General features: G+C 70.5%; 17 protein-coding genes and 1 pseudogene. 10 read left to right on the forward strand and 8 right to left on the reverse strand.

Features of this window, described 5'->3' with window-relative positions; all coding sequences use genetic code 11:
• A pseudogene (locus ACRDP3_RS21910) lies at positions 1-247 on the forward strand (BBE domain-containing protein); the annotation flags it as partial.
• 25 nt (positions 248-272) lie between these two features.
• On the opposite strand, the gene ACRDP3_RS21915 reads toward ACRDP3_RS21910, so the two are convergent.
• Positions 273-1052: a FadR/GntR family transcriptional regulator gene (locus ACRDP3_RS21915; protein WP_431518698.1), complete on the reverse strand. Its 780-nt coding sequence runs from the start codon at positions 1050-1052 to the stop codon at positions 273-275.
• A 218-nt stretch (positions 1053-1270) separates the two neighbouring features.
• On the opposite strand from ACRDP3_RS21915, the gene ACRDP3_RS21920 reads away from it, so the two are divergent.
• The 6 genes from ACRDP3_RS21920 (at position 1271) to ACRDP3_RS21945 (ending at position 8342) form a co-directional block, all read left to right on the forward strand.
• The gene (locus tag ACRDP3_RS21920) at positions 1271-2476 is read left to right on the forward strand and encodes a M20 family metallopeptidase (RefSeq protein WP_431518699.1); all 1206 of its coding nucleotides are present in this window, start codon (positions 1271-1273) and stop codon (positions 2474-2476) included.
• Positions 2473-3948 carry an aldehyde dehydrogenase family protein gene (locus ACRDP3_RS21925; RefSeq protein WP_431518700.1) on the forward strand — a complete coding sequence of 492 codons (1476 nt, stop codon included), beginning with the start codon at positions 2473-2475 and terminating at the stop codon, positions 3946-3948. The genes ACRDP3_RS21920 and ACRDP3_RS21925 overlap by 4 nt, the downstream gene beginning before the upstream one ends.
• Complete coding sequence (locus ACRDP3_RS21930; protein ID WP_431518701.1) at positions 3945-4772, forward strand: SDR family NAD(P)-dependent oxidoreductase; 828 nt, start codon at positions 3945-3947, stop codon at positions 4770-4772. The genes ACRDP3_RS21925 and ACRDP3_RS21930 overlap by 4 nt, the downstream gene beginning before the upstream one ends.
• Before the next feature lie 68 nt (positions 4773-4840).
• On the forward strand, positions 4841-5200 hold the full coding sequence (locus tag ACRDP3_RS21935; protein ID WP_431518702.1) for a DUF3311 domain-containing protein: 360 nt from the start codon (positions 4841-4843) through the stop codon (positions 5198-5200).
• Positions 5197-6723, forward strand: coding sequence for a sodium:solute symporter family protein (locus tag ACRDP3_RS21940; protein ID WP_431518703.1), 1527 nt, complete (start codon positions 5197-5199; stop codon positions 6721-6723). Before ACRDP3_RS21935 ends, ACRDP3_RS21940 begins: the two co-directional genes overlap by 4 nt.
• Complete coding sequence (locus ACRDP3_RS21945) at positions 6720-8342, forward strand: amidohydrolase (RefSeq protein WP_431518704.1); 1623 nt, start codon at positions 6720-6722, stop codon at positions 8340-8342. Before ACRDP3_RS21940 ends, ACRDP3_RS21945 begins: the two co-directional genes overlap by 4 nt.
• Positions 8343-8497: 155 nt before the next feature.
• Here ACRDP3_RS21945 and ACRDP3_RS21950 read toward each other — a convergent pair whose 3' ends face one another.
• The 3 genes from ACRDP3_RS21950 to ACRDP3_RS21960 form a co-directional block, all read right to left on the reverse strand.
• Entirely contained in the window at positions 8498-8707 is a 210-nt protein-coding gene (locus ACRDP3_RS21950) for a hypothetical protein (RefSeq protein ID WP_431518705.1), read from the reverse strand.
• A 16-nt stretch (positions 8708-8723) separates the two neighbouring features.
• Positions 8724-9797, reverse strand: a complete 1074-nt coding sequence (locus ACRDP3_RS21955) for a LacI family DNA-binding transcriptional regulator (protein ID WP_431518706.1) — start codon at positions 9795-9797, stop codon at positions 8724-8726.
• Between the two features lie 120 nt (positions 9798-9917).
• Entirely contained in the window at positions 9918-10454 is a 537-nt protein-coding gene (locus ACRDP3_RS21960) for a Dps family protein (RefSeq protein ID WP_431518707.1), read from the reverse strand.
• 581 nt (positions 10455-11035) lie between these two features.
• Here ACRDP3_RS21960 and ACRDP3_RS21965 point away from each other — a divergent pair.
• A complete protein-coding gene (locus tag ACRDP3_RS21965) occupies positions 11036-11380 on the forward strand; it encodes a DUF3140 domain-containing protein (protein ID WP_431518708.1) in 345 nt (114 codons plus the stop codon).
• Between the two features lie 61 nt (positions 11381-11441).
• Positions 11442-12980 carry an ATP-dependent DNA ligase gene (locus ACRDP3_RS21970; RefSeq protein WP_431518709.1) on the forward strand — a complete coding sequence of 513 codons (1539 nt, stop codon included), beginning with the start codon at positions 11442-11444 and terminating at the stop codon, positions 12978-12980.
• A gap of 45 nt (positions 12981-13025) precedes the next feature.
• Here the strand turns inward: ACRDP3_RS21970 and ACRDP3_RS21975 are convergent, their stop codons facing one another.
• Positions 13026-14075 carry a phosphatidylinositol-specific phospholipase C domain-containing protein gene (locus tag ACRDP3_RS21975; protein WP_431518710.1) on the reverse strand — a complete coding sequence of 350 codons (1050 nt, stop codon included), beginning with the start codon at positions 14073-14075 and terminating at the stop codon, positions 13026-13028.
• Positions 14076-14252: 177 nt separating this feature from the next.
• Positions 14253-14522 carry a GlsB/YeaQ/YmgE family stress response membrane protein gene (locus ACRDP3_RS21980; RefSeq protein WP_431518711.1) on the reverse strand — a complete coding sequence of 90 codons (270 nt, stop codon included), beginning with the start codon at positions 14520-14522 and terminating at the stop codon, positions 14253-14255.
• A 163-nt stretch (positions 14523-14685) separates the two neighbouring features.
• Here ACRDP3_RS21980 and ACRDP3_RS21985 point away from each other — a divergent pair, with 163 nt between their 5' ends.
• On the forward strand, positions 14686-15345 hold the full coding sequence (locus tag ACRDP3_RS21985; protein ID WP_431518712.1) for an alpha-ketoglutarate-dependent dioxygenase AlkB family protein: 660 nt from the start codon (positions 14686-14688) through the stop codon (positions 15343-15345).
• 362 nt (positions 15346-15707) lie between these two features.
• Here the strand turns inward: ACRDP3_RS21985 and gndA are convergent, their stop codons facing one another.
• Both gndA and ACRDP3_RS21995 read right to left on the reverse strand, forming a co-directional pair.
• A complete protein-coding gene (gene gndA, locus ACRDP3_RS21990) occupies positions 15708-17150 on the reverse strand; it encodes an NADP-dependent phosphogluconate dehydrogenase (protein ID WP_431518713.1) in 1443 nt (480 codons plus the stop codon).
• Between the two features lie 110 nt (positions 17151-17260).
• Positions 17261-17836, reverse strand: a 576-nt coding sequence (locus tag ACRDP3_RS21995) for a pyridoxamine 5'-phosphate oxidase family protein (RefSeq protein WP_431518714.1), incomplete at its 5' end; no start/stop codon positions are given.

Below are 17836 nucleotides of genomic sequence, written 5' to 3' on the forward strand. Positions count from 1 at the left end.
CACCCCTTCGGCATGTGGGAGGACCCCGCCGACGACGAACGCGGAAAACAGTGGGCCCGCGCCACCCGCACCGACCTCCAGTCCTGGTCCAGCGGAGCGGTCTATCTCAACTTCATCCGGTCAGGAAGGCCAGGAGCGCGTCGTGGCGGGGCTCGGCCCCGAAAATTACAGACGGCTCGCAGCAGTGAAGGCCCGCTGCGATCCCGAGAACATCTTCCGTCTCAACCACAGCATCAAACCCGGCTGACACACAGCCAGGTCAGGGGCACCGCTCAGGAGCGCTCGTCTCCGTGATCCTCCAGCGCTGCGGTGAGCAGGCGGCGGGTGCCGTCCTCGACGTGGTCGGCGTAGTAGTCGTAGAGGGCTTGGCGGCCCAGGCGTGCGGCCAGTCCGCCGTCACCGGCCCGGATCGCCTCCAGCACCCGTCGGTGGTGGGCGATGGAGCGGTTCATCAGGGCGGTGATGTCGCCGGCGGCGGCGATCTTTCCTTCGATGACCTCGACCACCGCGTTGTGCACCGCACGGGCGCACAGTGCGAGCAGGGAGTTTCCGCTCGCCTCGGCGACCGTCTGGTGGAAGAGTGCGTCAGCTTCGCTGAAGGCACGCAGGTCGACCTTGCTGAGCGTCTCCATTCTGGCGATCTGCTCGGCCATGCGCTCCAGGTCGGCCGCACTGTGCAGGCGGGCGGCCAGGCGGTTGCTCTCCGCGTCCAACACCATGCGGAACTGCACCAGTTCACCCAGGGTCGAGAGATGGGAGCGGGTGAGCCGTCCCAATGCGCGGCTGAGGTTGTCAGGGGTGACGCCGAGGACTTCGGCGCCCTGCGGGTCGCCGGGGCGTGAGCGGACCAGGCCCGCCGATTCCAGGACCCGCAGCGCCTCACGGACGGTGGAGCGTCCGACGGCGAACTGGTTGACCAACTCCCGTTCTGCCGGGAGCCGTGAGCCCGAGGGCAGGTCACCGCTGACGATGCGGTCCTCTATCTGTTCGGCGACCCGCTGATAGGCGCGCACCGGCTGCACGGGCTGGAACAGCGCTTTTCCAGCGGACATCGTCGTCCCCCTCGTTGCACTTTCGGTCTCTGGGACCCGGTCGCACATCCCCCGTACTGCCCGGCAGGCCAAGGGAGGTGACGGGGCGTCTGTTCCTCCGGCCCCCTTGACCCACGCGTGAACGTGCTAGGAGAGTACGGGAAATCAACTGGTCTGACCAGTCACCTAGCTGCGTGACCAGGACTGTTGGAGGTCTTATGGATTCCAGCCCGGATGCCATGCCACGGGATCCCGTGGTCGATGCCGACGCGGCCGTCTCTCTCACCCGCGAGCTGGTGCGGTTGCGCACCGTCAGCGACTCGGGTGCCGGAGAGTTCGAACGCCCGGCAGCCGACCTCATTGCGCGGCTCTTCACCGAGTTCGGCTGGGAGCACGACGTGGTGGAGGTGGCGCCGGGCCGTCCGAACGTCGTCGCCGTCGTCGAGGGGGGCAGCGGTGACGGCCCGACCCTGATGTTCGAGGGTCACACCGACGTGGTGACCGAGGGCGATGCCGGGGACTGGAGCGTCGATCCGTACGGCGCCGAGATCCGGGACGGCAGGCTGTGGGGCCGGGGCGCGGCCGACATGAAGTCCGGTCTGGCGGCGATGATCCACGGGGTGCGGGCGCTTCAGCTGGCCGGCCCGTTCCCCGGGCGGATCGTGCTGGGGGTGCTGTGCGACGAGGAGGGGATGATGCTCGGCGCCAAGGCGTTCGCGGCTTCGCCGCTCGCCGCCGAGGTGGACGGCGTCATCGTCTGCGAACCGGAGGGGTACGAGGTGTGCACCTCGGCCCGTGGCGGCGTCCGTATCCGGCTGGACCTGACCGGGGTGATGGCGCACGGCGCGATGCCGCAGGAGGCCAGGAGTCCGCTGGTGGCCGGGGCCCGGATCGTCGAAGCACTCGCCGGCGTCCAGGAGTGGGCCGGGCAGCGGTTCGGCGCCCACCCGCACGCCGGCCAGGTGACCGTCACTCCGACCGTGCTGCACGCCGGGGACCCCGGGCAGCTCAACGTCATTCCCGCGCACGGACTGGTCGGCGTCGATGTGCGCACCGTGCCAGGCACCGACCACGCCGAACTGATCGCCCGGGTACGGCAGTCCGCTCAGGAGGCGGCGTCGACCGTGGGCGTCGGGGTCGAGCTGACCGTGGTCGACGACCGGCCCGCCATCGAGATCGAGGAGGGGCATCCCCTCGTCACCGCGCTGGTGGCCGGACACCGGCGCGAGCACGGCAGCGCGCCGCAGTTGGGTGCGGTGCCCGGCACCACGGACGGGACGATCCTCACCCGGGACGCGGGACTGCCCACCGTGGTCTACGGACCGGGCGGAAAATGGATCGCGCACCAGAAGGACGAGTACGTCGAGGTGGCCGAGATCGGCGAGTACGCGCGGGTCTACGCCGCCGCAGCCCGGTACTTCCTCACCGGCGAAGGCTCGCGATGAGCGGCGCCGCGGCGAGCGCGGGCCACTCGGCGCTTCTAGAGGAGCTCACCGCTGGGCTGCCCGTCGGCGGCGAGTGGGTGGCCACGAACCGTGGTGAAGCCGTCCGCTTCCCCCACGACGGCAGCGAGATAGCCCAAGCGCCGGTCGGTGACCAGGCGTTGGCGCGGCAGGCGATCGAGCACGCCGCGGCTCTGCGGCAGCGGGTCGGGAAGCTTCCCTCGCGGGTACGGCGGCGGGTGCTGGGCGGCGTCGCAGCTGGGCTGGAGCAGGTCGCGACCGCGATGGAGGACCTGCTGGTGCTGGAGACAGGCAAGCCTCGGCTGGACTGCCGCACCGAGGTGGTGCGGGCCGTGGCCACCTGGGAGGCCGCCGCCGATGAGGTGGCCCATGTGCACGGTGAGACGGTGCCGTTGGACCTGCTGCCGTCGGGCGACGGCATGACCGGATTCTGGACGCGGCGTCCGGTCGGTGTCGTGGTCGGCGTCGCGGGGTTCAACTATCCGATGATGCTGGCCTCGCACAAGATCGCTCCGGCGCTCGCCGCCGGCTGCCCGATCGTTCTCAAGCCCGCACCGGCCACCCCGCTGGCCACCCTGTGGCTGGCCCGTCTCGTACGCGAACAGCTCGTCGCGGCGGGCGCCCCGGCGGGCGCGGTGCAGGTGGTCACCGGGGATGCCGAGGTGGGGCACACGCTGACGACTCATCCGGCGGTGGCGCTGGTCTCCTTCACCGGGTCCGCCGAGATCGGCCACCACATCGCCCGTGCTGCGGCCCCCCGCAAGGTGGTACTCGAACTCGGCTCCAACGCCGCGCTGGTGGTGGCCGCGGATGCCGACCTGGACGCCGCGGCCGACGCCGTCGTGCGCGGCGGCTACTACGCCTCCGGCCAGGCGTGCATCTCAGTCCAGCGGGTGATCGCCGTCGATCAGGTCGCGGCGGAACTGGAGCGGAAGATCGCCGACCGGTTGCCGGGAGTCGTCGTCGGCGATCCGCGCGAGGAGGAGACCCGGGTCGCGGCGCTCATCGACGAGGCGGCGACCGAGCGTGTGCTGTCGTGGATCGACCGGGCCCGCGAGGCGGGGGCGCGGCTGGTGGCCGGCGGGGTCCGCAGCGGCCGGTGTGTCGCTGCGACGCTACTCGCGGAGGTGCCTGAGGGCGAGCCCGCATGGGATGAGGAGATCTTCGGGCCGGTCGTGTGCCTGCGCGCGGTGCGGGATCTCGACGCGGCGTACGCACTGGTCAATGCGAGCAGATACGGGCTGCACGCGGCGGTCTTCACCCGGGACCTGGGCACCGCGTTCGAAGCGGTGGAGTCCCTTGAGGTCGGGGGTGTCGTCGTCAACGACGTGCCCGGCTACCGCTGCGACATCGCGCCGTACGGCGGCGTGAAGGACTCGGGGACCGGCCGGGAGGGGCCGCGGTTCGCGATCGAGGAGATGACCGTGACACGGATGGCGGTGATCCGCCGATGACCGGTGGGCGGGAGGAGACGATGGCGGGGTACGCGGACATCTTCCGGCTCGACGGGCGTCGTGTGGCGGTGGTCGGCGGCGGCAGCGGCATCGGCCGGGAGTCGGTACGTGCACTCGCCGCGCAAGGCGCCGAAGTCCTCGTCGCCGACCGGGACTTGGCAGGAGCCACCGAGACCGCGCGGCTCGCGGGCCGTGAACCGCCGGCACCGGGCGCACCTACCGGCACGGTCAGCGCCCAGGCCTTGGACGTGCTGGACGCGGAGGCCGTACGGGCCGCCGCGCGGGAGTGGGGTGCGCTGGACGCGCTGGTCGTCACCGTCGGCGCCAACGTGCGCAAACGGATCGCCGACTACACGCTGGCCGATTTCGACCAGGTCATCGCCCTCAATCTGAGGGCGTATCTCACCCTCGTGCAGAGCGTCGCGCCCGCCATGGCCGGGCGGGGGCGCGGCAGCGTCGTCGGGCTGGCTTCGATGCGTGCGTTCCAGGTGGAGGCCGGACAGAGCGTGTACGCGGCGTCCAAGGCGGGCCTGGTGCAGCTGCTGCGGACGGCAGCGGCCGAATGGGGGCCGCGCGGCGTGCGGTTCAACGCCATCGCCCCGGGGGTGGTGCGTACGCCGCTGACCGACCAGATCGCCGCCGACCCCCAGTGGTATGACGCCTACGCCCGTGCTTCGGCGCTCCAGCGGTGGGCCGGTGCCGAGGAGATCGCAGGCGCCGTGGCCTACCTCGTCTCGGACGCGTCCACCTTCGTCACCGGCAGCGTACTGAGCGTCGACGGGGGCTGGACAGCGGTCGACGGCCGTTTCGAGCCGTCAGTCTGAACACATCCTGCCGGATGCGCCCGGCGCACACCGCCCATGAAGAAGAACAGCACCGAAGAAGGAGCGTCATGTCCGACAACCTCACAGCGGGAGGGCGGGAAGGCCCGCAGGAGCCGGTGCCGCTCCCCTTCGACACCCTCCCTCCCCACGGCCGCCGGCGCCGCCGCGTGCTGTGGCTGCTGCTGGTGCCCGCCGTGCTCTACTGCGCCGCACCGCTGGTGGCCAACAGCATCGAACCGCGCATCCTGGGTGTGCCCTTCCTGCTGGCATGGATCATCGCCGCGACGATCATCAGCCCCCTGGTCATCTGGGCCGTCGCCCGGCTCGACCCCGCCTACCGCACCAACGCCCTCGAGCCGGTCCCCGCGGACGAGGGAGCCGGCGCGGACGGCAACGTCACGCGCCACACCGAGGGAGGCACGCGATGAGCAGTTCCGCGGCGATCGCGACGACGATCTTTGCTCTGGCGATGGTGGCCACCATCGTCGTCGGTGTGCTCAGCGCCCGCGGCCGGGACAAGGGCCTGGATGAGTGGTCGGTCTCCAGCCGGGGTCTGGGAGTGCTCTTCATCTGGCTGCTGATGGCCGGGGAGACTTACACCAGCTTCTCCTTCCTGGGCACTGCGGGCTGGTCGTTCTCCTACGGGGTGCCGATCCTCTATCTGGTGGCGTATCTGACCACCGGCTTCGCCGTCGCGTACGTGGTGGGGCCCGCCCTGTGGACGTACGCCAGCCGGCACCGGCTGATCTCCATCGCCGACATGGCCGAACACCGCTTCCGCTCCCGCCCGGTGGGCATCCTCGTCGCGGTGGTGGCCACGGTATTCATCGTGCCCTACATCCAGGTGCAGATTCAGGGCATGGGTGTGGTGGTCAACGCCATGACGTACGGAAGCATCGACCTGCGCGTCGCCGCTGTGATCTCCTTCGTCGTAGCCGAGATCTTCATCCTTGTGTCCGGCCTGCGCGGCTCCGCCTGGGTCAGCGCGCTCAAGGACGTGCTGGTGATCGCCGCGGTGGCCTTTCTCGCGGTGTACGTACCGATGCACTACGTGGACGGCCTCGGCGATTTGATGCACCGGATGGTGACAGAGAAGCCCGAGTGGCTGACCTTCCCCGGGCACGAATCGGGCGGACTGAACGGCACATGGTTCGTCAGCACGCTGCTGCTGAACGCCGTGACCATCACGATCTTCCCCACCACCGTCGCCGGATATCTGAGCGCGAAGACCCCCAACGCCCTGCGGCGCAACGCGCTGCTCCTGCCGTGGTACCAACTGCTGCTGTTCATACCGATGATGGTCGGCGCCACCGCTCTGTTCGTAATACCCAGCCTCGACAACCCCGACCTGGCACTGTTCAGCCTGGTCACCGATTCGCTGCCGGCCCCCCTCGTCGCCGTGATCGGGGTGGCGGGAGCCTTGTCGGCGATCGTGCCGATGAGTGTGTTCATGCTCTGCATCGGCACGCTGTGGGGCCGCACCCTGCTGGGCGGCGGCAACGGCGCCGACCCGCGCAGCCGACGTACCGGGACCGCCCCCGCGAACGACATCCGCACCAAGCGACTGTCGCAGCTTGTGTGTTTGCTGGCGGGTCTGCTGGCGCTGGCCGGCAGCCTCTTCTTCCCCAATACCCTGGTGGAGCTGTCCGTCCTCTCCTACGAAGGGCTGGCCCAGCTGGTGCCCGCCGTGCTGCTCGCACTGTACTGGCGGCGGATGTCGGCCGGTGCCGCCGTGGCCGGGATGCTGGTCGGGCTGGTGGTGATGACGGCACTGTGGGCATCCGGCAACGACCCATGGCACGGCGTCAACGGCGGCATCATCGCCCTCGCCGCCAACCTCGCCGTGGCCCTCACCGTTTCGCTGCTGCGCCCGACCGGGCCACACCCGTCCCCGGCCGTCCGGCGGGAGAAGGGTGCACCTGCCGCCGCTACTCCGGGGGAAACCTCGTGATCAACGAAATCAGGCCGGTCCTCTACCGCGCCGCGCACATCGTCAGCCAGCAGGACACCGGAGCCGAGCCGGAGGCGTTCGCCGCCGAAGGGGGCCGCATCCGCGCCACCGGTCCGGTGGCGGAACTGCGGGACAGGTTCCCCGGCGCCGAGGAATTCGACTTCGGCGACGCGACCGTCATCCCCGGTCTCAACGACGCCCACATCCACCTCGCCATCGCCGCCGAGGACCTGCTGCACCTCGATCTGTCGGTCGACGCTGTGAACGGCGTCGACGATCTCCTCACCCGGGTCCGGGCCGAGGCCGAGCGGGCGGCGCCCGGCGAGTGGATCCGCGGCAGCCGCTACGACGACACCAAGACCGGCCCGCTCAGCCGCTGGGACCTGGACCGGGCCGCCCCCGGCCATCCCGTCATCGTCGTCCAAGTCGCCGGCCACTGGGGAGTGGCCAACTCCGCAGCCCTGCGGGCCCTGCACATCGATGAGGACACCTCCGCCCCGGACGGCGGCGAACACGGGCGCGACCCCGAGGGGCGTCTCGACGGGCGTCTGGTCGAACGCGCCCTGATGAACGTCGTCTATCCAGCCACCGCCCGCGGCACTTCACCGCTGCGGCCCAGCTCGCCGCAGGAGAAGCTGCGCGGTCTCGCCCGCGCACAGCGGCTGTGGCACGCCGCCGGACTCACCTCCATCTGCGACGCGCTGATCTCGCCGGACGACATCGCACTGCTCCAGCAGGCCCGCACCCGGGACGAACTCACCCTCCGCGTCGGCATGCTGCTGTCCATCGACCACTACCCCACAGCCCGGACGCTGGGCGTCGGCAGCGGCTTCGGCGACGATCTGCTGCGGCTCGTGGGAGTCAAGGCGTTCGTCGACGGTGCGATCGGCGGGCGCACCTGCCTGCTCTCCGAGCCGTTCGCCGACTCCGGCGGGCACGGTCTGCAGACCACCTCCACCCAGGAGCTGACCGACCAGGTACGCGCCGTGCACGAGGACGGCAACCGGATAGGCGTGCACGCCAACGGCGACACCGCGATCCGGCTCGTGCTCGACGCGTTCGAAGCAGCGCAACGGGCCTCACCGCGCCGCGGACCGCGGCACCGTATCGAGCACTGCAGCGTGATCGATACGGAGATCCTGGCCCGGATGCGTGCGCTGGACGCCATCGCCGTGCCGTTCGCCGGGTATACCGGCTATCACGGCGGGGCACTGAACGACTGGTACGGCGCAGACCGTACGGAACGGATGTTCGCGCATCGCTCGTTCCTCGACGCGGGCGTCACCGTCGCCGGATCCTCCGACTATCCCTGCGGCCCGTATCAGCCACTGCTCGGACTGCAATCGATGGTCACCCGGGAAGGCATCGAGGACGGCGCGCCCGTCGGTACCTCTCAGCGGGTCACCGCCCAGGAGGCGCTGCGCATCTTCACGCTCGGCTCGGCGGAGGCCGAGGGCACCTCCCGCCGCAAGGGTCGCCTCGCACCGGGGTATCTCGCGGACTTCACCGTGCTGGGCGAGAACCCGCTGACCGTCGACCCGCACACCATCGCCTCGATCCCGGTCATGGCCACCTACGTGGGGGGCGGGTGCGTATACGAGGCGAGCGAGAAGGCGTGAACGGCATGCGGGACGGGCCCGGGGCGAGTGCGAAAGGCCTCCGGTGTGCCGGGCCTGTCGGCCCCCGCCACTGAGGCACCTCACCGTCGAACCCTCCCCGGGCCCACTTGGAGCATCACCGGCCAGAGTTCGCGACCGTGCCTTCGGGCGGGGAGCTATCGCCGGTGCGGCTGGAGCGTGTGGTCCACGCAGCGTGGCGGCTCCAGCCGGTCGGCCAGCGAGCGCAGAATCCGCGCCAGGAACATGCGCCGACCGCCTGCAGCCCGGGGTTCGTGTTCGTCTGCGACCACAGGCGCATCAGGCAAGGCGGAGAGAGCCTCGCGCCGGGTCACGTCAACGACGATCGAGCCTTCGATGGGGATCACGATGCCTCCTCGGCAGTCAGTGGGGTGCGGGCCCGGTGGTTGCCCGGACCACGAGTTCGGTCGGCAGCTTGATCCGCGGCGCCTTCTCCTGGTCCAGGGGTTCCAGCAGCAGCCGGCCGACCAGACGGCCCTTCTCGCCCATGGGCTGGCGCACGGTCGTAAGGCGGGCTCGTCCGGCCTCGGGGATGTCATCGAAGCCCGCGACGGAGATCTCGCGCCCGACGAGTAGTCCTCGCTGTTCGCAGGCATCGAGCACACCGAGGGCCAGCACGTCGCCCGTCGCGAGCACCGCGGTGGGACGGTTCGCGACGTCAAGCAGATGCGCGGCGGCCCCGGCCGCCGCGGAGCGGACATTGCGTCCCGCGGCGACCACAGGCACCGTCGACCAGTCGATACCGGCCGCTTCGAGGGCGTCGCGGTAACCGTCGAGGCGCCCCCGCAGGTCGGCGCACGGAGAGGCGAGCTGTTCAGCCACGTCGGACGGACCCGATCGCCCGGGCCCGACGACGTGGTCGACGATCACCGAGAAGCGCCGGTGGCCCAGCCGGACAAGGTGATCTGCGGCGAGGCGCGCCGAAGCCCGCTCGTCGATGCCCACGTACGGGATCGAAGGGTCATCACTCTCGTCGGTCGTGACAAGCGGAAGGCCGCGCGCCTTGATCACTTGCTTCGCAGGATGGTCTACGGGGACGCAGTAAAGACAAAAGCCATCCACCACGGCATCTCGCACGGTCGCCTCGGATCCCTCCCCACCTGGCGGCATGGGGATCAGCAGAAGGCCCGTACCGGAGGACTCGGCGACTTCGGCGACTCCGCGCAGGAAGCCCACGGAATAAGGGTCGGCGAAGGCGTAGGACAGTGTCTCGGTGAAGACCAGTCCGATCGCCCCGGCCCTCCCCCGCCGCAGCGAACGGGCCGTGGCGTCCGGTCCCGGATAGCCCAGGCGCCGGGCGGTGTCGAAGATCCGCTCGCGCAAGGCCTGGTTGAGCTGGTCCGGCCGGCTGTAGGCGTTCGAGACGGTGGTTCGTGAGACGCCGACCTCGTCAGCGATGGTTTGCAACGTCGTCGCCCGCTTCGCTCGCGCGTCCATTGCGCTCCGCCTTCTGAATCGATTAAGACTGTATCGATACAGTGGTAGGGGTGACCTTCGTCTGTCCACACCTTTTCCGGGCAGCCGGCAGGAGCCACCGCCCCAGGGGCGTACTGCTGGTCAGGGCTGTTTGCGTGCCTGCTTGTTGGCCTTGCTGGCGGCCTCCCGCGCGGAGCTCGCGCTGGCGGTGCTCAGGGCTCCCCCGGCACTCTCCAGGTGCGCGCGGACGAACCACTGGAAGAGTTCGAGGCCGCGCAGCTGCTCGATGAGCATGTCCTGCGTCACCGGATCGCTCTCGTCGGTGGCCCGGGCGGCGGCCCGGTGATCTTCGATGATCCCGGCGTAGACCAGGTCGAGTGCGCCGAGGTGTTCGATGGACTCGGCGCGGCCGAGGGAGTAGTCGCCCCAGTGCCGCTCCGCGACAAGCGCGCCCGGGGTCCCATGGGGCGACCCTCCCAGCGTGGAGATCCGCTCGGCCGTGGTGTCGGTCATTCCGCGGACGGATTCGACCTGAGGGTCGAGCATTTCGTGCACGGCGATGAAGTGCGGGCCGACCACGTTCCAGTGAATGTGCTTGAGAGTGAGGGCGAGGTCGTTGAGGGCGTGCAGGCGCATCTTCAGCAGCTGAATGACGTCGCTGCCGTCCTGCTGGGTCATGCCGGGGACAGTGTATTTCGGTTCGGGGTCACTGCGGGGCACGGCTGTCTCCCTCTCTCAGTGCGGCGAGGCCGCGCGGGCGGCACCGGCCTCACCCCATGCGAACACCGGTGACGGCCGGGCGCGCGCCGGGACCGTGCTCCGGTCCCCCATTCGGGCCCGCAGCGACTCCGGGGAGTCGGGTCCGCTATCACGAAAGGCGGACGGATGGATACGGAGAGTTCTCAGGCTGGTGCGCGGATGCGTACTCCCGCGACGGGGCGCATCGCTTCCGGCCGCAGCCGCAGGCATTGCCTTCCGGGACGCGGGCACCCGCGCAACGCGGAGAGACATAGCCGGTGAAAGGCGTACAGATGTCCTGGGGAAGGAAGATCCACAAGAGCGACCGGGCGTCCTGGAGGACGCACGGGAGCGTCGCGGTCGGAACGGTCCGCCGCAAGATCGCCGAAGGGACGCGCGCCATCGGGCGACCCGCCCGTGCCTCCTCGCGGGAGTCTCCGCAGGAGGGGGAGATCGAGAAGGCGGGTGGCCGTCACACCGCACACACCCGAATGCCTGTTTGAGAGAGGTGGCCGTGCCTCATGAGCGCCACAAAGCAGGACAGTGAACGCGAGGAACTCTTCGCCGACTTCGAGAAGGCGGTGAACATGCCCGCGGGTCAGCTGGAGCGCTGGCTGGAGACGGAGGATTCGCGCACCGTGGGCCGCCACAAGGGCCAGAGCGAGAGCGGCGGCCACCATGCCGGGCGGCGGATCGTGCGGTTGATGCGCACCAAGAAGGCGGACTTCACCGCCGAAGACCTCGCCCACATGCGCAAGACCATCCGCCACATCGACCGGCAGCTGAAGCACCGGCCGCGGGGGGACGTCAGCGAGACGTCGTGGCGGTTCTCGCTCATGAACTGGGGTCACGATCCGCAGCGCTGACCATCCCCACGGGCGGGCGACTCGTGCGGCGCACTCGGCAGCGGTGGGTAAGGTCAGGACCATGCTGCTGGCCGACATCGCCCGTACCTCACGGGAGATCACCGCTGCCTCGGCGCGCAATGAGAAGGTGGCGCTGCTCGCGCGGCTCTTCCGCACGGCGGCGCCCGACGATGTACCGGTCGTCGTCACCTACCTGGCCGGCCGGCTGCCGCAGCGCCGGACCGGAGTGGGGTACCGTGCGCTCGCCGAGCGGCATCCGCCCGCCCCCGTGGCGCAGTTGACGATCGCCGCTGTGGACGAGGCACTGGAACGGATCGCGGCCGTACGGGGCAAGGGGGCACAGGCGGAGCGCGGTCGGCTGCTGGGGGCGCTGATGTCCGCGGCCACCGAGGAGGAGCAGCACTTCCTCTTCCGGCTGCTCACCGGCGAGCTGCGGCAGGGCGCGCTGGACGCGTTCGCCGTCGAGGGACTCGCGGAGGCGGTCGGTGTGCGGTCGGACCAGGTGCGGCGCGCCGTGATGTTCGGCGGTTCGCTGGGCGCGGTCGCTCAGGCGCTGCTGGCCGAAGGCCCCTCAGATCTGGCGGAATTCCGGCTGCGGACGGGCCGACCGGTGCTGCCGATGCTCGCGCAGAGCGCGAAGGACATGCTGGAGGCGCTGGACAAGCTCGGCCCCTGCGTGGTGGAGGAGAAGCTTGACGGTATCCGGGTGCAGGTACACAAGGACGGCGAGCGGGTGGGGATCTACACCCGCACCCTTGACGACATCACCGGCCGGCTCCCCGAACTGGTGGACATCGCCGTCGAGCTGACGGCACGGCAGGCCGTCCTCGACGGAGAGGTGATCGCCCTGGACGAGGGCGGCAGGCCCCGTCCGTTCCAGGAGCTCTCCCAGCGGGTCGGTTCACACCTGGACGTTCCCGCTGCGCGGGCGACGCTGCCGGTCACCCCCCGCTTCTTCGACGTGCTGTCCCTGGACGGCCGTGACCTGGTCGATCTGCCCGTACGGGAGCGGTACGACGCGCTGGCGGCATTGCTGCCCGAAGCGCTTCGGGTACGCCGTCTGGTGCTGGACTCCCCCGGCGTCGGCGAACAGCGCGCAGCTGCACAGCAGTTCGCGCAGGACGTGCTGGAGCGGGGAGATGAAGGGGTCATGGTCAAGGCGCTCGACTCCGCCTACAGCGCGGGGCGCCGCGGTGCGTCCTGGCTGAAGGTGAAGCCGGTGCACACCCTCGACCTGGTGGTGCTGGCCGCGGAGTGGGGGCACGGCCGGCGCACGGGCATGCTGTCGAATCTGCATCTGGGCGCACGGCGGCCCGACGGTTCGTTCGCGATGCTCGGGAAGACCTTCAAGGGGCTCACGGACGAGCTGCTTGCCTGGCAGACCGAACAGCTGCGGCAGATCGCGGAGAGCGAGCATCCATGGGGGGTGACGGTGCGGCCCCAACTGGTGGTGGAGATCGCCGTCGACGGGCTGCAGCGCTCCACCCGCTACCCTGCCGGGGTGACGCTGCGCTTCGCCCGGGTGGTGCGCTACCGCCCGGAGAAGAACGCCGCCGAGGCCGACACGGTCGACGACGTCCTCGCGCTGCGCAGCTGGTGAGGCGGCCGACGGACACCGCGCAGCGCGAGGACGGCGGGGATGACGTCAGCCGCGGGGCAGGACCATCGACAGCACCGACGGCAGCGGGTACCAGTCGGCGGTGGCGAAGCTGGCGTGTGCCGAGGCGAGCCGGGTGACCCGGTCGCGGGCCTGCTGCTCGGTGGGGTTGGTGCCGTCGATCTCCGGAGCGACCTTGTGCGCGTCGGTCATCACGACCAGGTAGCCGCGATCCTGGTACCAGGCGGTGTCGATGCCCCCCTCCGCGTAGGCGGCCGCATCGCCGTCGAAGAGTACGAACCAGGGCCGGAGCGCCTCCTCATAGCGTGCCGTGCGCGGGTCGCCCGCCTCGGCTCCGTGCACGGCGGGGAAGGCGCCTGCTTCGCCGAGGGTGCCGCCGGCGGCGAGGTCCTTCAGATGTGTGGCGTACTCCTCGTCGGTCCACAGGTCGTCCGCCGGGTTGTCCTCCTCGACGGTGCCGGGGATGAGTTCGAAGAGGAACTTCCCCGCCATCGCTTCCCTGCTCGGCCAGCCCTCGGTGCCCACCGCCTCGTCCAAAGTGGCGTGTGAGCCGACGACGTCGGCGGGACGGAAGAGCGCGTCGCCCAACTGCTCGCTGAGCAGGGTGTCCAGCTCGTCGGGGCCGCGGCCGCCCTTGTCGTTGAAGCCGTCCTTCATCTCGACCTTGATCAGTACAGGCGGGTGTCCGGGGTGGGCGTCGTGCCAGGCGCGCATGTCGGCCAGGCAGCCGTCGAGGCGCTGGTCGCGTTCTCCGGTGCGCAGTCCGGTGGTTGCGGAGGCGTTCTCGCAGTTGTTGTCGTTCCCGGTGGGGTTGCTGTGCGAGACCCGCCAGCCGCTGCCGAAGGCGTTGGTCCACACGTCGAGCTCGAGTAGCGAGGCTCCGGAGTCGAGGGCGTCGGCGAAGTAGCCGTACTTGTCCTGCTCGTAGGCGTTGTGTACGCCGACGGTGGTGGTGTCACCGTAGGCGGGTGCCACGGCGTCGTGGGAGCCGGCCTGAGCTGAGCGCGGAGCAGCGTAGACGGCGGCTGCGGTGACGAGGGCGGTTGCCGCCATGGCGGCGAGACGGGATCTGCGCATGCGCCGATACCTCGATGGTGTGTGGGGGGGTCGAAGTCGGCATCAGCGTAGAGCTGTTCACCTGTGCGGGATACGGGGCCCGGGCGGGCCGGCATGAGGGCCGCCGCACAACGGTGCCTCCTGCTGACGGTGTTCGTCAGCAGGAGGCATCCGGGTCCGCCGCAATCGCGGAGGGAGTCAGCGCCGGCGCCCCCGCTTCGAGCGGTCGAGCGCGGAGACACCGAGAGCGGCGAGCGCGAGCTGGATCAGCCACTCGACCCAGTCGATTCCCTTGGTGTCGGCCACGTCGAAGTATGTGGCGATGGCCGAGCCGACCAGCGCGGCTGCGATGCCGACGAGAATCGTCAGCAGAAGTCCGACACGCTGACGTCCGGGAACGATGAGCCGTCCCAGCACGCCGATCACGATGCCGATCACGATGGCGCTGATGATGCCTGAGATCTCCATGATCTCCCCTTGTCGGTCGTCGTGTTCCGCTACTTCTGCCCACTGTGGCTCGGGGCACTCCACGCTGTTTTTCTACTGGTGCCCGGCCTCCGTGCCCGAAACCCGCCAGCCCTCGTCGAGGTCGGGTGCCAGACTGGCGCGTGGCGCGAGAGGAGGCCCGGCAGTGGATTCGCTGATCCCCCGTCCCGTGACCCGTCCCGCCCCCGACGCGGCGCACCTTCCCGGCTGGCTCACCCAGGAGCAGCAGCGACAACTGGTGTCCGCCTGCCGTGGCTGGGCGGCCGGTCCGGTTCCGATCCGGCACACCAGGCTGCCGCGAGGCGGAGTGATGTCCGTGCAGACCGTGTGCCTTGGCTGGCACTGGCAGCCATACCGGTACAGCCGTACGGCGGGAGACGTGAACGGCGGCCGTGTGGCCGGCTTCCCCGACTGGCTGCTCCGGCTGGGCCGTTGCGCCCATTCCGCCGCTTTCGGGGACCCCTCCGCGGCCGACGGCTACACCCCCGACACGGCGCTGATCAACTTCTACGACGGTCAGGCGAAGATGGGCATGCACCAGGACAAGGACGAGAGGTCCGGCGCACCAGTCGTCTCGCTCAGCATCGGCGACACCTGCGTGTTCCGCTTCGGCAACGCCGCGGGGCGCGGCAGGCCCTGGACCGACATCGAGCTTGCCTCAGGTGACCTGTTCGTCTTCGGCGGCGCTTCCCGGTACGCGTATCACGGCGTGCCGAAGGTCTTCGCGGGTACGGGCGATCCGGCGACCGGCCTGAGGTCAGGGCGGCTGAACCTCACGCTGCGCGTCACCGGTCTGACGGACTGAGAGGCGGTGCGTTCGGGCCACGCCCGTGGCCCGAACGAGGCCCTCACAAGGGCGGTGGTGCCGGCTGCGGCTCGGGCTCCGGGTCCGGGCCCGGGCTGGGAGGCTGCGGGATCGGGTCGGGCGCCGGTCCTGGCGGCGGGCCCGGAGTCGGGGCCGGCACCGGATCGGGTGCCGGGCCGGGCCCCGGCCCGGGCGGCGGGGTGGGCTTGGGAGGAACCGGGTCGGGCCGCCGGCAGGACGGGAACCTCGTGCCTGACTGCAGTGGCATGAAAACTCCAGCGCTCTCACATAGCGGCAGATGCCTGTACGCCCTGTCGGGTGCCCGGATCGGGGAGCGCCACTCCCCCGGACCGCCGGTGGGGTCAGTCCGCGTCGACCTCGCTGCGGTCGTCGCCCCAGAGCGTGTGGAAGGTGCCCTCCCGGTCCGTACGGCGGTAGGTGTGCGCGCCGAAGTAGTCACGCTGCGCCTGGGTGAGTGAGGCGGGCAGCCGGGCGCAGCGAAGGGCGTCGTAGGAGGCGAGTGCGGCCGAGAACCCGGGCACCGGGATGCCGTGCCCGACAGCGGTGGAGACGACCGAGCGCCAGTCGCCCTGGGCCTCGCTGATCTCCTTGCCGAAGTGTTCGTCGGCCAGCAGCGTCGGCAGGTCGGGCCGGGCGGCGAACGCGGCGCGGATGCGGTCCAGGAACGCGGCGCGGATGATGCAGCCGGCCCGCCAGATCGCACCGACGGCACCGGGGTCGATGCCCCAGCCGTGCTCGTCGCTGCCGCTGCGGATCATGTTCCAGCCCTGCGCGTAGGAGGTGATCTTCGAGGCGTACAGGGCTTGCTCGACCTTTTCGGCGAAGCGCTCGGCGTCGGCCGGAGCCAGGGCGGGTGCGTCCGGGCCGGGCAGGTGTGCGCTGGCCGAGCGCAGGTCGGTGTGACCGGACAGGGAGCGGGCGAAGACGGCCTCCGCGATGCCGGAGACCGGCACACCCAGGTCGAGTGCGATCTGTACGGTCCAGCGGCCGGTCCCCTTCTGCTCCGCCCGGTCGGCGACGACGTCGACGAAGGGCTCGCGGGTGGCCGCGTCGGTGTGGGAGAGGACTTCGGCCGTGATCTCGATGAGGTAGGAGTCCAGCCGGCCGGTGTTCCACTCACGGAAGGTGTCGGCGATGCGGGCGGGGCTGTAGCCGGCGATGTCGCGCAGCAGATGGTACGCCTCGCCGATCAGCTGCATGTCGGCGTACTCGATGCCGTTGTGCACCATCTTCACGAAGTGACCGGCGCCGTCGGGACCGACGTGGGTGGTGCACGGCGTGCCGTCCTCGGCCTTGGCCGCGATGCTCTCCAGCATCGGCCGGAGCGACGCGTACGCCTCGGCGGAGCCGCCGGGCATGATGCTCGGGCCGTGCAGTGCGCCCTCTTCGCCGCCCGAGATGCCGGCGCCGACGAAGTGCAGGCCGCGGTCGCGCAGTGCGTGCTCCCGGCGGCGGGTGTCGGCGAAGTGGGCGTTGCCGCCGTCGATGATGACGTCACCGGATTCCAGGAGCGGCGCGAACTCGTCGATGACGGCGTCGGTCGGGTCGCCGGCCTTGACCATGACGACCAGCCGCCGGGGTCGCTCCAGTGCGGCGACGAAGTCCGCCGGCGTCTCGGCGGCCACGAAGGTGCCCTCGTCGGCGAAGTTCGCCACGAGTTCACGGGTCCTGGCAGGGGTGCGGTTGTGCACCGCGACCGTGTATCCGTTGCGGGCGAAGTTGCGGGCGAGGTTGCGGCCCATGACGGCGAGGCCGGTGACGCCGATCTGTGCGGTGGCGCTCATGCTGTGGCTCCTGAGGGTGGTCGGTCCGGGGGTGCGATGCGGGCGGGAGGCGGTTCTCGGCGTTCCGACTGTGCCATGTGCTCCGGCACCTGCGTCCCCGCCACCCGATGTCAGCTGGTACGCGGCGGCAGGGGCAGCGGCAGCCCGGGCAGTCCGTCGAGGCTGACTCCGACGTGTTCCTTGTTCTCGCAGTACGCGGCGAAGGAAGCCGCCGTCTCGCGGGCGAAGCGCTCGGTGTGCAGAGGGCGCTCTCCACGGTGCTCCATGAACGGCACCGCGAAGCCGCAGGTGTCGCTGATGCGGATCGCGGTCACTGAAATGACTGCCCGCAGGTCCGTACGCCGGCGCATCTCCTCGGCGAAGTGCGGCAGCAGCGTGTCCCATCGGGGGTCGTCACGGAAGACGGGGGTGCCTCGTCCGTGGATGCGCAGGATGCGGGGCGGTCCGTCGAACGCGCACCACATCAGGGTGACCCGGCCGTTCTCCCGCAGATGGGCGATGGTCTCGGCGCCGCTGCCGCCGAGGTCGAGGTAGCCGACCGTCCGGTCGTCGAGCACGGCGAACGATCCGGCGAGCCCCTTCGGCGAGACGTTCACGTGGCCGTCGCCGGCCAGTGGGGCGGTCGCCGTGAAGAAGACGGGCTGTTCCTCGATGAAGGCACGCAAGCGCTCGTCGATGTGTGCGTA

The organism is Streptomyces sp., assembly GCF_050698815.1.
GTDB lineage: Bacteria > Actinomycetota > Actinomycetes > Streptomycetales > Streptomycetaceae > Streptomyces.